12 protein-coding genes are annotated in these 14,379 nt (G+C 37.0%); 6 read left to right on the plus strand and 6 right to left on the minus strand.

Annotation, left to right across the window (positions count from 1 at the left end):
- Nucleotides 1–62 precede the first annotated feature (62 nt).
- The 5 genes from pyk to ACSHW7_RS02730 all read right to left on the minus strand — a co-directional run bounded on the left by pyk (nt 63) and on the right by ACSHW7_RS02730 (nt 4,340).
- Entirely contained in the window at nt 63–1,493 is a 1,431-nt protein-coding gene (gene pyk, locus ACSHW7_RS02710) for a pyruvate kinase (protein WP_435677778.1), read from the minus strand.
- Nucleotides 1,494–1,985, minus strand: coding sequence for an IPExxxVDY family protein (locus tag ACSHW7_RS02715; protein ID WP_435677779.1), 492 nt, complete (start codon nt 1,983–1,985; stop codon nt 1,494–1,496).
- Nucleotides 1,986–2,091: 106 nt separating this feature from the next.
- Nucleotides 2,092–2,835, minus strand: coding sequence for a ribonuclease III (rnc, locus tag ACSHW7_RS02720; RefSeq protein WP_435677780.1), 744 nt, complete (start codon nt 2,833–2,835; stop codon nt 2,092–2,094).
- Between the two features lie 5 nt (nt 2,836–2,840).
- A complete protein-coding gene (gene fabF / locus ACSHW7_RS02725) occupies nt 2,841–4,094 on the minus strand; it encodes a beta-ketoacyl-ACP synthase II (protein WP_435677781.1) in 1,254 nt (417 codons plus the stop codon).
- A 12-nt stretch (nt 4,095–4,106) separates the two neighbouring features.
- Nucleotides 4,107–4,340 carry an acyl carrier protein gene (locus ACSHW7_RS02730; protein WP_151672630.1) on the minus strand — a complete coding sequence of 78 codons (234 nt, stop codon included), beginning with the start codon at nt 4,338–4,340 and terminating at the stop codon, nt 4,107–4,109.
- Between the two features lie 158 nt (nt 4,341–4,498).
- Between ACSHW7_RS02730 and ACSHW7_RS02735 the strand changes: the two genes are divergently transcribed.
- The 5 genes from ACSHW7_RS02735 (at nt 4,499) to ACSHW7_RS02755 (ending at nt 9,591) form a co-directional block, all read left to right on the plus strand.
- On the plus strand, nt 4,499–5,116 hold the full coding sequence (locus ACSHW7_RS02735; protein ID WP_435677782.1) for a phosphoribosylglycinamide formyltransferase: 618 nt from the start codon (nt 4,499–4,501) through the stop codon (nt 5,114–5,116).
- Between the two features lie 88 nt (nt 5,117–5,204).
- On the plus strand, nt 5,205–5,849 hold the full coding sequence (locus ACSHW7_RS02740) for a ribonuclease H1 domain-containing protein (RefSeq protein WP_435677783.1): 645 nt from the start codon (nt 5,205–5,207) through the stop codon (nt 5,847–5,849).
- Nucleotides 5,850–5,882: 33 nt separating this feature from the next.
- On the plus strand, nt 5,883–6,455 hold the full coding sequence (locus ACSHW7_RS02745; protein ID WP_435677784.1) for a hypothetical protein: 573 nt from the start codon (nt 5,883–5,885) through the stop codon (nt 6,453–6,455).
- A gap of 150 nt (nt 6,456–6,605) precedes the next feature.
- Nucleotides 6,606–7,526 carry a PfkB family carbohydrate kinase gene (locus tag ACSHW7_RS02750; protein WP_435677785.1) on the plus strand — a complete coding sequence of 307 codons (921 nt, stop codon included), beginning with the start codon at nt 6,606–6,608 and terminating at the stop codon, nt 7,524–7,526.
- 166 nt (nt 7,527–7,692) lie between these two features.
- On the plus strand, nt 7,693–9,591 hold the full coding sequence (locus ACSHW7_RS02755; RefSeq protein WP_435677786.1) for an amidophosphoribosyltransferase: 1,899 nt from the start codon (nt 7,693–7,695) through the stop codon (nt 9,589–9,591).
- Nucleotides 9,592–10,436: 845 nt separating this feature from the next.
- Here ACSHW7_RS02755 and ACSHW7_RS02760 read toward each other — a convergent pair.
- Complete coding sequence (locus ACSHW7_RS02760; protein ID WP_435677787.1) at nt 10,437–11,042, minus strand: superoxide dismutase; 606 nt, start codon at nt 11,040–11,042, stop codon at nt 10,437–10,439.
- A 149-nt stretch (nt 11,043–11,191) separates the two neighbouring features.
- On the opposite strand from ACSHW7_RS02760, the gene ACSHW7_RS02765 reads away from it, so the two are divergent.
- Nucleotides 11,192–14,365 (plus strand): UvrD-helicase domain-containing protein, encoded by a 3,174-nt coding sequence (locus ACSHW7_RS02765; protein ID WP_435678255.1) that lies wholly within the window; start codon nt 11,192–11,194, stop codon nt 14,363–14,365.
- The last annotated feature ends 14 nt before the right edge of the window (nt 14,366–14,379 follow it).

Genomic DNA, 14,379 nt, shown 5'->3' on the forward strand with positions numbered 1-14,379 from the left:
TAAAAAAACCTCTCAAATCTTAATGAATTGAGAGGTTTCGTGGTTTTAATATTTCAGAAAAACTACTTTACTTGTGATACTCTTAAAGTATTTACCATTCCTTTATCTACAATTGGCATTGCGGCAAGGTTGACAAGGTAGTCTCCTTTTTTTACAAACTTTTTTTGTTTTGCTATTTCATTTACATCTTCTACCGTCTCATCTGTACTTACATATTTGTCATAGTAAAATGCCTTTACGCCCCACAAAAGATTGAGGCGAGACAAAATTCTATTATTAGAAGTAAACACTAAAATGTGCGCTTTTGGTCGCCATGCTGAAATTTGAAAAGCTGTATACCCACTATTTGTTAACGTACAAATTGCTTTTGCCTCAATTTCGTTTGCCATGGTTGCAGCGTGATAACAAATAGATTTTGTTATGTATCTATTCGTGCGAACGTGTGGTGGCTGCTGAGGAACGTGTATAAGATTACTGTTCTCAACTTGCTTGCAAATATTCGCCATTTTTTGAATTACCTCAACAGGGTATTTTCCTACCGAAGTTTCACCACTCAACATAACAGCATCTGCCCCATCCATCACTGAATTTGCCACATCATTTACCTCTGCTCTCGTTGGTGTTAATGAGGTAATCATCGTTTCCATCATCTGTGTTGCAATGATTACTGGAATTCTGGCGCGTTTTGCGGTAAGTACCAATTCTTTTTGAATTAGTGGAACTTCCTCTGCGGGAACTTCAACACCCAAATCACCGCGAGCGACCATCAATCCATCACAATATGCTACAATTTTATCAATGTTTGCAACTGCTTCAGGTTTTTCAATTTTTGCGATAATAGGTATTTTATGCTCGCTATGTGCTTCAATAAGTGCTTGTAATTCTTTTAAATCTTCGGCATGGCGGACAAACGACAAAGCAATCCAATCTACATCTTGTGAGATAGCAAAAATGGCATCGTCTTTATCTTTTTGTGTTAACGCGGGTAATGAAATATTTGTATTTGGAAGGTTGACTCCTTTACGAGAACGTAAGGGTCCTCCTTGGATTACTTTTGTTTTTACTTCTTTTTTTCCGTCAGTTGAAAGGACTTCAAACATTAGTTTTCCGTCATCCAAAAGTACGCGCTCTCCTTTTTTTACATCACGAGGAAAGTTGTCATAATTCATGTAGACCCTTTTAGAATCTCCTTCAAATTCTTCTCCGGTACAAAACGAAATTTTATCGCCGGGATTTACTATAACTTCTTCCTTCATTATACCCACACGTAATTTAGGTCCTTGTAAATCGGCTAAAATTGCTGTGCTTGTTTCAAGTTCCTTACCCAAATCTCTAATGGTGGCAATGACGTCTTTAACATTATCATAATTGGCGTGTGAAAAATTGACACGGAATACATTTACTCCTGCAAGAATCATCTTCTTTAAAATCTCTCTGTCTGCTGTTGCTGGCCCTAGGGTTGCAACAATCTTGGTCTTTTTTTGATTTGGCATTTAGTCAAATATTAAATTGTTTTTTGATTTTAATTTCTCTGCATCTAGTTCGTATGCTGAAATTACTTGTTTTATATCGTTGATTTTTGCTACAATACTACGAAGTCCCACAGTTTCAAAATCAGATTGGATTTTCAGCAAATAATCCACTTGTTTGTATTCTGGGATGACATAATTTGTTACTGTTTCATCATGTGTCATATTTCCGAAGAGACCACCACTACTTGCTATTTTCGCCACTTGTGATTTGCATCTATTTGCTACTAAATTATAGTAGGTGTATTTCATTTCATCCTCAAAATCAAAAAGCGGAAATGTAATATCAAGTCCATCTTTTGAAAAATCCAAATCTACTCTTCTGCGATGTAAACGCAATGCAGCAAACTGATTGAGCAAATATGCAATCCTGAATGGCTCCTCACTACAATGGATGGCAATCAACGAAAAATCGTCATTGAAATCATCGTCGAGTATTAGCTTATAGGTACCCATTGCAGCATTTTATTTTTTAAAAATACCGATTGTTTTGATACTTAGGGCTGTGGTAAGTGTAAAATCTATATGAAATTTTGCGAAAACGATTTCGTTGTTTTGACCCTTATGAGTCTTTATCCATCGCAACTTGCAACTTGTAATACGCTCTTTTTGCGGCTGTTTCTTCGGCTTTCTTTTTTGATGTGGCTCTTGCTTTTCCAACCACCTCGTCATCCAACTGTAATTTAACGGCAAAGTGTTTTAACTTGTCGTTACCCGTGTCCTCATAAACAGCAAATTTGAATTGCTTTTTGTTTTTTTGACACCATTCAATAAACAAGCTTTTGTAACTAATGACTTTACCTTCTAGTTTTTCAATATCAACATACGGTTTAATCACTCGTTTATTGATAAATTTTTCACAGTATTTGTACCCTTGGTCTAAATAAATCGCTCCGACCAATGCTTCAAAAACATTCCCGTGAATGTTACCACCAAACTGTTTTACGGGTATCGTAGTCCTTAAATGTTTTATCAATTCAAGATCGCGACCTAGTTCATTTAAATGTTCTCTACTTACTACTTTAGATCTCATTTTTGTCAAATAACCCTCATTTCCGCCGGGAACTTTATTGTAGAGGTGTGCCGCAATTACAGAGCTCAACATTGCGTCGCCCAGAAATTCCATGCGCTCGTAGTTTTGGGCATGTCCTTCGGCACTTTTTTCGTTAGTAGAACGGTGTGTGAATGCTTCTTCGTAAATGGAAATATTTTTAGGTTTAAATCCTAAAAGTTTTTTAATGGCTAAAAAAAAATCCCCGTCGGTAGCTTTTCCGCGGGAATTAAATATGTTTTTAAATGATGCCATTTAAGTTAAGCATCTATTTTTTTGAACAACACACAAGCATTGTGTCCTCCAAAACCAAAAGTATTACTCATTGCCACATTGACTTCGCGAGCTTGCGCTTTGTTCAATGTGAGATTTAATGAAGGATCAATGTTTTCGTCCACAGTGGTATGATTAATCGTAGGAGGCACTAAGCTGTTTTGCATTGAGAGAATTGAAGCAATGGCTTCAATAGCTCCTGCAGCACCAAGCAAGTGACCTGTCATCGATTTTGTGGAGTTGATGTTAATTTCGTTAGCGTGCTTGCCAAATATTTTACTAATTGCCTTTAGTTCGGCAACGTCACCAAGTGGTGTTGATGTACCGTGTGTGTTTATAGCATCTACTTCACTGGCATCAATACCAGCATCATTCAAGCAATTGAGCATTACACGTTCTACACCTATTCCATCAGGATGTGGAGCGGTCATGTGGTAAGCGTCACTTGACATACCACCACCAATTACCTCGGCATAGATTTTTGCGCCACGTGCTTTTGCGTGCTCATATTCTTCGAGAATCAACGCGCCGGCACCTTCACCGAGCACAAATCCGTCACGAGTTGCATCAAAAGGTCTTGAGGCAGATTCAGGAGATTCGTTACGTGTTGATAATGCGTGCATCGCGTTGAAACCGCCCATACCAGCTTTGGTAACGGCAGCTTCACTTCCTCCAGTTACAATAATATCGCAAGTACCTAAACGTATATAGTTTAGAGCATCAATCATTGCATTTGCCGAAGAAGCACAAGCAGAAACAGTTGTGTAGTTAGGCCCCATAAACCCGTGTTTGATTGAAATATTACCAGGGGCGATATCTGCAATCATTTTGGGAATAAAGAAGGGGTTGAAACGTGGTGTTCCATCCCCTTCACTAAAGTTTATTACCTCATCTTGAAACGTTTCAAGGCCACCAATACCAGCTCCCCAAATAACACCCACACGAAATTTATCCACAGTATCAAGATCGATACCTGCGTCTAGAATTGCTTCGTCACTTGAGACGAGGGCGTATTGAGCAAAGCGGTCTAATTTTCTAGCCTCTTTACGGTCAAAATGTTGTAATGGATCAAAGTTTTTGATCTCACAAGCGAATCTCGTTTTGAACTTTTCAGCATCAAAATACGTGATAGGGGCGCAACCGCTCTTTCCATTTTTAAGACCATCCCAGTATTCTGCAATGTTATTCCCAATGGGCGTTAGAGCACCTAATCCTGTTACTACAACTCGCTTTAATTCCATAAAAAAGAAGTCTTATTTGTTCTCCTCGATATATGAAACTGCTTGACCTACTGTTGCTATATTTTCAGCTTGATCATCTGGGATTTGAATATCAAATTCTTTTTCAAATTCCATGATAAGCTCAACCGTATCTAGTGAGTCTGCGCCTAAGTCGTTAGTAAAGCTAGCTTCGTTTACAACTTCGTTCTCATCTACGCCTAATTTATCTACGATGATGGCTTTTACTCTTGATGCAATGTCTGACATAATTTTCTTTGTTTTAAATTTTAATTAACGGCAAAAATAAAATATTTTAATTGAATAAACGCTTTAATAGTTAAAATGTGAAACCAATTTAAACATTTTTGGGCGAAGTGAAACCCGATTGCCTTACTTTTGTTACATAATATTAATGACACCTCGATTTGAATGCCCCAAGAAACGTAGAAAAAAAGAAGATTGTAATTTTTGCTTCAGGTAGTGGTACCAATGCTGAAAACGTAATAAAATACTTCGAGCAATCTAACATCGCCCAGGTTGTTCAAGTGCTCTCAAACAAGAAGGATGCCAAAGTGTTAAAACGCGCTGAAGCCCTTAATGTAAGGGCTTCATTTGTTAGCAAAGCCGAAATTTTAAACCCTCAAAAAGTACTGAAAACATTAAAAACTATTGAACCAGATTTAATAGTTCTCGCAGGTTTTTTGCTGAAATTTCCCGAAACTATACTAAAAGAATTTCCAAATAAGGTGATAAACATTCACCCAGCACTTTTACCAAAATTTGGCGGGAAGGGAATGTACGGCAACTATGTTCACGAGGCGGTTGTAGCCTCAGGCGAAACCGAAACAGGCATTACCATTCATTATGTAAATGAAAATTATGATGAAGGCGCTATCATTTCACAACATATAACCAACGTTTTAAAAACCGATGCTGCGGATGATGTTGCCAAGAAAGTGCATACATTAGAATATGAGTGGTTGCCCAAAGTGATAGAAAATTTACTAGCCTCCCCCAGCCCCTCTGAGGGAGAAGAGCCTTAAAATTTAGGTTACATATTTTCTAAACAAGAAGTCCCCTCTTCCTTGAGGAGGGCAAGGGAGGGGACAATGGGAGGAAGACGTTTTAAACATGACTAAGAAGAAACAAAAATACTACGTGGTTTGGTTTGGCAATCCTGCCGGCATTTATGATAGCTGGAAAAAATGTCAAGCAGCAATTAAAGGCGTGAGCGGAGCGCAGTTTATGAGTTTTGAAAGTTTAAAAGAAGCCAAAATTGCTTTTGATAAAAATTTTAATGACTATAAGGGCAAAGGAACTTCAAAGAAAAAGAGAACACTCTCGGCTGCAGAAAAAGCAAAATATGGCGAACCCAATTTGTATTCCATTGCAGTAGATGCCGCGTCAAGTGGTAATCCTGGTATTATGGAATATCGCGGTGTAGATACACAAACAATAAAACAATTGTTTCACCAGGGCCCATTTATAAAAGGAACAAACAATGTGGGCGAATTTTTAGCATTGGTACACGGACTCGCATTCTTAAAAAAACAAAACAGTGATCGCATACTTTACACAGATTCTCGCATTGCAATGGGGTGGGTAAAAAAGAAAAAATGCAACACCAAATTAGCTTGGGGACCTAAAAACAAAGACCTTTTAGATTTGGTCAAACGTGCTGAAAATTGGCTCAAAGAAAACACTTACACTACAAAAATAGTCAAGTGGGAAACAAAGGCATGGGGTGAAATCCCAGCTGATTTCGGAAGAAAGTAATATTTTGCTAAATCTATAAAAATCCTTATTAAAATGCATAAAAATAAAATATCCTTACTGCTAGTTTGTTTTATGTTCATCGTAACTTCTGGAATTGCTCAGAAAAAAACTACCACTGTTTACACAAATAGTGGAAAAACATATCAAGTTAAAAGCTATAGCCAAAATAAAAAAGGCATTTTCTCTTTTAAAACAGTGGATGGAGAAAGAATGAAAATAAATCTTAGTGATTTTGACAAAGTTGAGCATAAGGGCAAAAAGGAAAAAGATAATTATGTAGAACGTTTTATTTATTACAAGAAAAATAATGGCGCACTCATGACAGAAATAACGACTGGGCCTAAAGCCACTTTGTACCATAGATCAGAAACTAGATCTGCCGGTCCTGGATTTAATTCAACTATTGATGAGTGGCGTGTTCTTAAAGCGGGTGAAAAATTCGCTCAATATGTTAAGGGAAATAATGTTGCTTATGGTAGCTATGAAAACAACATTAGAAAATATTTTAAGGATTGCCCTAAACTTATAGAAAAAATAGAAAATGATGATTTCAACAGAAGAGAGCTTATTGAACTTGTTGAATTTTACAATAACGAATGTGAGTAAAAAAGTGTTCTTTCAGAAAGTTTTAATTCTAGCGAATAGAGAGCTAAGTAAACAATTTCCGAAGAAAATTGCACATTCGTTTTAGATATTCAATTTTATTCTAAGTATTATAAATTTGGTTAAATTTGCACTTTTAAATTTAACCCCTTTATGAGCAAATTAGTAATTGTAGGAACCGTTGCATTTGATGCTATTGAAACACCCTTTGGCAAAACCGATAAAATCCTTGGTGGTGCCGCTACCTATATAGGATTATCTGCTTCGCAATTTGGAACTGACGGAGCAATTGTATCTGTTGTTGGAGGCGATTTTCCGCAGAAATATATTGATATGCTCGTTTCAAAAGGGATGAATGTTGAAGGACTAGAAATTGTTCCTGATGGGAAAACCTTTTTCTGGAGTGGAAAATATCATAACGATATGAACACTAGAGATACGCTTGCAACAGAGCTAAATGTGCTAGAAAAGTTTAATCCTGTAGTTCCAGACTCCTACAAAGATGCCGAGGTAGTTATGCTAGGAAATCTGCACCCAATGGTACAAATGGGAGTTATCAACCAAATGAACAATCCAAAAATGGTAGTGCTAGACACCATGAATTTTTGGATGGATATCGCACTTGACGACTTGAAGAAAGTAATCGCCAAAGTAGATGTGATTACTATAAATGATGAAGAAGCAAGACAACTTTCTGGTGAATACTCATTAGTTACTGCATCTAAGAAAATAATGGAAATGGGACCACAATATGTGGTCATTAAAAAAGGAGAGCACGGCGCATTGATTTTTCATAAAGAAGAAATGTTCTTCGCGCCAGCCCTTCCACTTGCCGAAGTATTTGATCCAACAGGCGCTGGAGACACATTTGCCGGAGGATTTACAGGATATTTAGCAAAAACTGGAGACTACAGCTTTGAAAACATGAAGCGGGCGATAATTTATGGGTCTTGTTTGGCAAGTTTCTGTGTTGAAAAATTCGGCACAGAACGCATGCAAAATCTTAGCGAAAACGAAGTTGAAAAACGCTTGCAACAATTTCAACGTTTAACACAATTTGAATTAAATACATAAGTAACTACGTCCTGAAAATTCAGGGCGTTTTTTATTTACACAACAGTATTCTTTTCACTCCCCTAAAAGGAAAGAACACTAAAATAAAAAAAAGGCTTTTCCCTTTAGGGTTAGGGCAAAAAGCTTTTAAACTTAAATAAGTTACCCGACTTCTCGGGCATTTAAAATGAGCGACGCTTTAAAACACGAATGCGGTATTGCATTAGTACGATTATTAAAACCTCTTGAGTTTTACAAAGAGAAATATGGTACGGCATTTTACGGAATAAACAAAATGTATTTGATGATGGAAAAACAGCACAACCGTGGACAGGACGGTGCTGGTTTTGCAAGCATTAAACTTGATGTTGCCCCAGGAGAACGCTATATTAGTAGAGTGCGCTCAAACCAGTCGCAACCCATACAAGATATTTTTGCACAAATTAATGAGCGTATTAATTTAGAGTTTGAAGCAGCACCCGCTTTAAAAGATGATGTAGCAGCTCAAAAAAGACACATACCTTATATAGGTGAGTTGATGCTAGGGCATGTGCGTTATGGAACATTTGGCGGTAATAGTGTGGAGAGTGTACACCCGTTTCTACGCCAAAATAACTGGATGCACCGCAATTTAATTATCGCTGGAAATTTCAACATGACCAACACTACAGAGCTTTTTGATAATCTCATTAGGTTAGGAATGCATCCAAAAGAAAAGGCAGATACTATTACTGTAATGGAAAAAATAGGGCACTTTTTAGACCAGGGTGTGGCAAAACTATACAAACAAGCAAAGAAAAAAGGACTAAGTAAGCAAGAGGCTTCACCGTATATCGCAGCGCATTTAGATCTTGTAAAAATTTTAAAGAAGAGTGCAAAAATTTGGGATGGTGGTTATGCCATGGCAGGTTTATTAGGACATGGAGATTCATTTGTATTGCGAGACCCCGCAGGCATTAGACCCGCATATTATTACCAAGATGACGAAGTTGTTGTGGTTGCCAGTGAGCGACCCGTAATTCAAACTGTTTTTAACGTTAATTTTAAAGATGTTAAAGAAATTGATCCTGGGAACGCTTTAATCATTAAAAAAGACGGAAGTGTAAGTAAGTCTGAAATATTAAAGCCATTAGAAAGAAAGTCATGTTCTTTTGAGCGTATTTATTTCTCTCGCGGAAGTGATGCCGAAATATATCAAGAACGAAAAGAACTAGGAAGATTGATAATGCCAAAAGTACTTGAGGCGATTAATTATGACACTGAAAATACCGTTTTTTCATTCATCCCAAATACAGCAGAAACTTCTTTCTACGGAATGCTTGATGCAGCTCAAAACGAACTAAACAAACAGAAGAACGAAGCAATTTTAAAAGAAGCCGGAAACCTTACTGAAGAAAGATTGGCGGAAATCCAAGCACATAAAATTAGAACTGAAAAAATTGCCATCAAAGATGTTAAACTAAGAACATTCATTACTGATGATAGTAGTCGAGATGACTTGGTAGCACACGTTTATGACGTTACATATGGAGTTGTAAAACCAACAGACAATTTAGTTATTATTGACGATAGTATCGTAAGAGGAACAACGTTGAAAAAAAGTATTCTAAGAATGCTTGATAGATTGAACCCTAAACAAATAGTTGTTGTTTCATCAGCACCGCAAATACGTTATCCAGATTGTTATGGTATTGATATGGCTCGGTTAGAAGCTTTGGTTGCATTTAATGCGGCTATTGAACTTCACAAAGACAGGGGAACAGACGGTATTGTAGAGGAGATTTACCATAAATGTAAAAAACAATTAGAGTTAAAAGATACAGAGGTAATCAACCACGTAAAAGAACTATACGCTCCTTTTACAGATGAAGAAATTTCAGACAAAATTGCTGAAATCATAAAAGACGAATCATTAACCACAGACGTAAAACTCATATTTCAATCTGTTGATGATTTACACAAAGCCTGCCCCGAAAACTTAGGCGATTGGTACTTCACAGGAGACTACCCAACAGCCGGAGGAAATAGAGTTGTAAATAGAGCATACGTGCATTTCTACGAAGGAAATCCAGATAGGGCTTACTAAATTATACAAACAATTAGCCTATTTCTCGTGTTTCAACGAATATAAAGACCATTCGTCCAAAAGTAGGAAAAGTCTTATTTAACAACGTAATAAATAACATATCTTTGGACTATACCATAGCATAAGTAGGTTAAGTTCATGGTAGATTTGGGGCAAAAAAAGATGGATCTTTCCATCTTTTTTTATGCCGTAAATCGAACGGGGTGCTGAGCAACTTGAAGCGCAGCGAAAAGTTGTGAGGCGTTTAGCTCCCACTCATTCTTTCCATCTTTGTGCATTCTAAACAAATTTTCTTTGGGGTGCTGAGCAAATTGAAGCGTAGCGGAAAGTTGTGAGGCGTTTAGCTCCCACTCATTCTTTCCGTCTATCTGTATTCTAAATAAATTTTCTTTGGGGTGCGGAAAAAAGTGGAGCGTTTTACTCCTTTAAAAGTCTTTCAGGCTTTTTTTTAAACAATAATCGTAATGGTGGTGAGCAACTTAATGCTTGACGGAAAACTGGCAGGAGCGGCAACACCTGTTCATTCTCTTTTTTAATAAACATTTTTAGTAATTTTAAACCCATAATTTGACCACTTTTTTGCCAAATAGTGTAAAAAATACTATTTCATAACAGTACATACGTTCTTTTAAATACAAGCGCTGAGTGAAGATTGGATTATATGTAAGAACGTATCATAAAAATACAAAAAGCCACTTGCCTCCGTATCTCTTCTTACCTGTTTTTATCTTATCCCAATAATAGACATAAAGAATAGGGAAGCAATGATAGCCTCCCGTAAAAAAACCCTCTCAAAAATCAAGTTTTCAAGAGGGTTTTATTAATTACTATTTCCGAAGAAAATATTACGCTTTCGCGAAACGTGACGCTACTTCTTTCCAGTTAATCACATTAAAAAATGCGCTTACGTAATCTGGTCTTCTGTTTTGATAATTCAAGTAATATGCATGTTCCCAAACGTCCAATCCTAAAATGGGAGTTCCGCCACAACCTACACCTGGCATTAATGGATTGTCTTGATTTGGACATCCACAGATATCTAAAGACCCGTCTTTTTTCTTGCATAAAAATGCCCATCCAGAACCAAATTGCCCTTTCGCAGTTTCAGAGAACTTTTCTTTAAAAGCATCAAAACTTCCAAAAGACTTATTGATAGCATCTGCAAGTTCTCCACTTGGAGTACCGCCACCGTCTGGAGACATTACTTCCCAAAAAAGTGAGTGGTTATAAAAACCTCCACCATTATTGCGAACAGCTTTGTCATCCATATCAAGATTTTTTAAAATATTCTCAATTGTCTTTCCTTCATTTTCAGTACCTTCAATTGCTTTGTTCAATTTATCGGTATATCCTTGATGGTGCTTTCCATGATGGATTTCCATCGTTTTAGCATCAATATGTGGTTCCAGTGCATCTTTTGCATACGGTAATTGTGGTAATTCAAAAGCCATAATATATTTATTTTTAACTGTTAGTATTTATTTTATGACCCAAAGTTACGCAATACCAAACTGTTAAAGTGTTATAGAATTTATAAGATTTTTATAGTAGTATAGATTCCCGCAATACCACGCTCGTCTTAATAGTTTTCATTAATTTTATACAAACCCATTTTACATTGCAAAAAAATGCCCCTTTTTTAATTTACGATGCCGCTGCCGGTAGCGGAAAAACTTTTACGCTCGTAAAGGAATATCTCTCTCTTTTGCTGAAAAGTAACAAGCCCAATTACTACCAACAATTATTGGCACTTACCTTTACAAACAAGGCAGTCGCTGAAATGAAACAGCGCATCATTGAAAACCTTGATGCGTTTGCCAACGAAACTTCCCTCACAAAAACGCCCGAAATGCTTTTGGCAATCTCCAAAGAAACCGAGCTTGACATTAAAATATTACACGAGCGCGCAAAAAAATCGCTCAAACATATATTGCATAATTATGCCGCATTCACGGTGGAGACCATCGACAGTTTTAACCATCGCATCATCCGCACCTTTGCGCGCGATTTGAAATTGCCTTCTAATTTTGAAGTCGTTTTGGACACAGATGCACTTCTCACCGAAGCTGTCGATAGACTCATTAGCAAAACCGGCATTGACGAGGCCATCACTAAAGTGCTCATTGATTACACGCTTGAAAAAGCAGACGATGATAAATCGTGGGACATTTCAAAAGATATTTTTAAAGCTTCAAAATTACTCAACAATGAAAATGACGAGCCGCACATCGCTAAACTTGAAGGAAAGAATTTAAAGGACTTCGGAAATTTTAAAACAACCCTAAAAAAGGCACAATCAAACACCGAAACTGCCATCAAAGAAAAAGCAAAAGCGCTGCTCGAAACATTGCACGGTCACGGTATAGACCAATCCCATTTTAGCGGCGGCTATTTTTATAAGCATTTTGATAAATTGGCCAATGGCGATTTTAGCGTCAATTTTGGAACAAAATGGCAAGACACTATTATTGACAAACCACTGTACGCGGCTTCCAAAGCTAAAAATTTCCCCGAAATTGCCGCAACGCTAGACGCTATTGCACCACAATTGAACGATGTGTTTTTAGAAACTAAAGACCTTGTTTTTAGATTGAGCTTACTTCAAAACATAGTAAAAAATCTAACGCCACTTTCAGTAATCAATCTCGTGAACAATGAGGTACATGCGATTAAAGAAGAGCAAAGTTTAGTTCCTATTTCGCAATTCAATCGGCTCATTAGAGAAGAAATTAAAAACCAACCTGCGCCTTTTATCTATGAGCGTTTAGGGGAAAAATACCGCCATTTTTTTATTGACGAATTTCAAGATACGAGCGTAATGCAGTGGGAGAATATGATTCCGTTAGTGGATAATAGTCTGTCACAAGCCGTTGACAAAAATGACGGTTCTTTGTTATTGGTTGGCGATGTAAAACAATCCATTTATCGCTGGCGTGGCGGAAATCCAGAACAGTTTTTGACTATGATTCAGGGTTCCACTTCATTTTCGGGAGCAATTCCGCAGGTTGAAAACTTGCCCCGCAATTGGCGCAGCGGGAAGGAAATCATTATTTTCAACAATGACTTTTTTACATTCGCTTCGCAATATTTCAGCAATGAATCGCATACAGATTTGTATGTTACGGGAAACAACCAAGAAACTAATAAAAATGAAAATGGTTACGTACAATTAAGTTTTGTACCAAAAGGAAACAAAGAAGAGAAGGATGTTGACTACGGAGAGAAAACTGTAGAAACAATACATAAGTTGCAAGAAAACGGATATGACTTAAAGGACATCTGTGTGCTTACCCGATCTAAAAAAGACGGAATTTCACTGAGCTCATTTTTAATGGAATCTGGCATTGATGTAATTTCTTCTGAGACTTTATTGTTACAACATTCTCACTTGGTGCAATGCATTGTAAATATGCTAACGCTGAGCCAAAATCCGCAGAATATTGAAGCAGGATTGATGGTGCTGGATTTTTTACACGAGCATCTTGCTATTCAAGAAGACAAACATGCTTTTTTCAGTTCCTATACAAAAACAACTTTTTCCTTTTCTGAAATTTTAAACACCCACGGTATTGCTTTCAATTTGGGGTATTTGCAAGAAGTTTCCTTATACGAAGCTGCCGAATATATTGTAAAAACAATCAAACTTACCGAAAAAGCAGACGCCTATCTTTACGGTTTTATGGACGTAGTTTTTGAATACGCGCAACAACCGCTGGCTGACACCGCAGGATTTCTTGAGGTTTGGGAAAACAAAAAAGACAAAGCGGCAATTGCTATTGGAGAAGACACCAATGGCGTTCAGTTTATGACGGTGCATAAAGCCAAAGGACTTGAATTTCCTGTTGTTATTTTTCCGTATGCAGATGTGAATTTGTATTATGAACGAGAGGCAAAAACCTGGTTACCCATGCCGGAAGATTTGGAAACCGAATTTGATGAAGCATTCATCAATTTTAATGGAGATGTGGAAAATTATAGTGAAGATGGCAAGGCTATTTATAATGAAAGAAGAGCTACGTTGGAGTTAGACAACTTTAATATTCTTTACGTTACACTTACAAGAGCTGTCGAGCAATTGTACATTTTTTCGGAAGAGGCTTCAAATATGAATGATGGCGTAAAAACATTCAACCATCTTTTTAAAGAGTTTTTGATTTCAAAAGGAATGTTTGATGAAAATAAATCAATGTATGAATTTGGCACATTTCAGAAAAAAACAATAAAATCGAAAGCTGAAACAGATGTGATTGCAACAACGCCAGATTTTATCTCGAGCATTCCGGCAGACAATAACCTGCATATCATTACATCGCAAGCTACCCTATGGAATGATGCCTTAAATGAAGCTATTTTACAAGGAAATTTATTTCATGACACTATGGAACTGATTAAACACAAAGGAGATGAAATAAAGGTTTTTGCAACGATGGAGAAAAGAAAAACTGTCGCTCCCGAGGTTTTAGAAGTTTTAAAGAAAACGATTGATTCAGTAATAAATCATCCCCATCTAAAACACCTTTTTAACCCAGACGCAATTGTTGAAAACGAGCGAGATATTATTACTAAAGAGGGTTTTCTTTTGCGTCCCGATAGATTGAATTTCTACACTTCAGCTAACGAAATTACAATTACCGACTATAAAACTGGTGTTCCAGACTATGCTCATGAAGACCAGATTAATGGATATGCAGCAGCATTGATGGATATGGGTTTTAAGATTTCAGAAAAAATATTGGTCTATACAAATGATGCCATTATAGTAAATAAGGTATAAATTTGGGATTCAAT

This window comes from Patiriisocius sp. (genome assembly GCF_051252435.1).
In the GTDB taxonomy this organism is placed as follows: domain Bacteria; phylum Bacteroidota; class Bacteroidia; order Flavobacteriales; family Flavobacteriaceae; genus Patiriisocius.

Bases quoted from the DNA above. Each gene is read 5' to 3' on its own strand.
- ACSHW7_RS02730 (WP_151672630.1), bottom strand. From the start codon at position 4,340: ATGTCAGACATTGCATCAAGAGTAAAAGCCATCATCGTAGATAAATTA.
- ACSHW7_RS02715 (WP_435677779.1), bottom strand. From the start codon at position 1,985: ATGGGTACCTATAAGCTAATACTCGACGATGATTTCAATGACGATTTT.
- pyk (WP_435677778.1), bottom strand. From the start codon at position 1,493: ATGCCAAATCAAAAAAAGACCAAGATTGTTGCAACCCTAGGGCCAGCA.
- ACSHW7_RS02745 (WP_435677784.1), top strand. From the start codon at position 5,883: ATGCATAAAAATAAAATATCCTTACTGCTAGTTTGTTTTATGTTCATC.
- ACSHW7_RS02760 (WP_435677787.1), bottom strand. From the start codon at position 11,042: ATGGCTTTTGAATTACCACAATTACCGTATGCAAAAGATGCACTGGAA.
- ACSHW7_RS02750 (WP_435677785.1), top strand. From the start codon at position 6,606: ATGAGCAAATTAGTAATTGTAGGAACCGTTGCATTTGATGCTATTGAA.
- ACSHW7_RS02740 (WP_435677783.1), top strand. From the start codon at position 5,205: ATGACTAAGAAGAAACAAAAATACTACGTGGTTTGGTTTGGCAATCCT.
- rnc (WP_435677780.1), bottom strand. From the start codon at position 2,835: ATGGCATCATTTAAAAACATATTTAATTCCCGCGGAAAAGCTACCGAC.
- ACSHW7_RS02755 (WP_435677786.1), top strand. From the start codon at position 7,693: ATGAGCGACGCTTTAAAACACGAATGCGGTATTGCATTAGTACGATTA.
- fabF (WP_435677781.1), bottom strand. From the start codon at position 4,094: ATGGAATTAAAGCGAGTTGTAGTAACAGGATTAGGTGCTCTAACGCCC.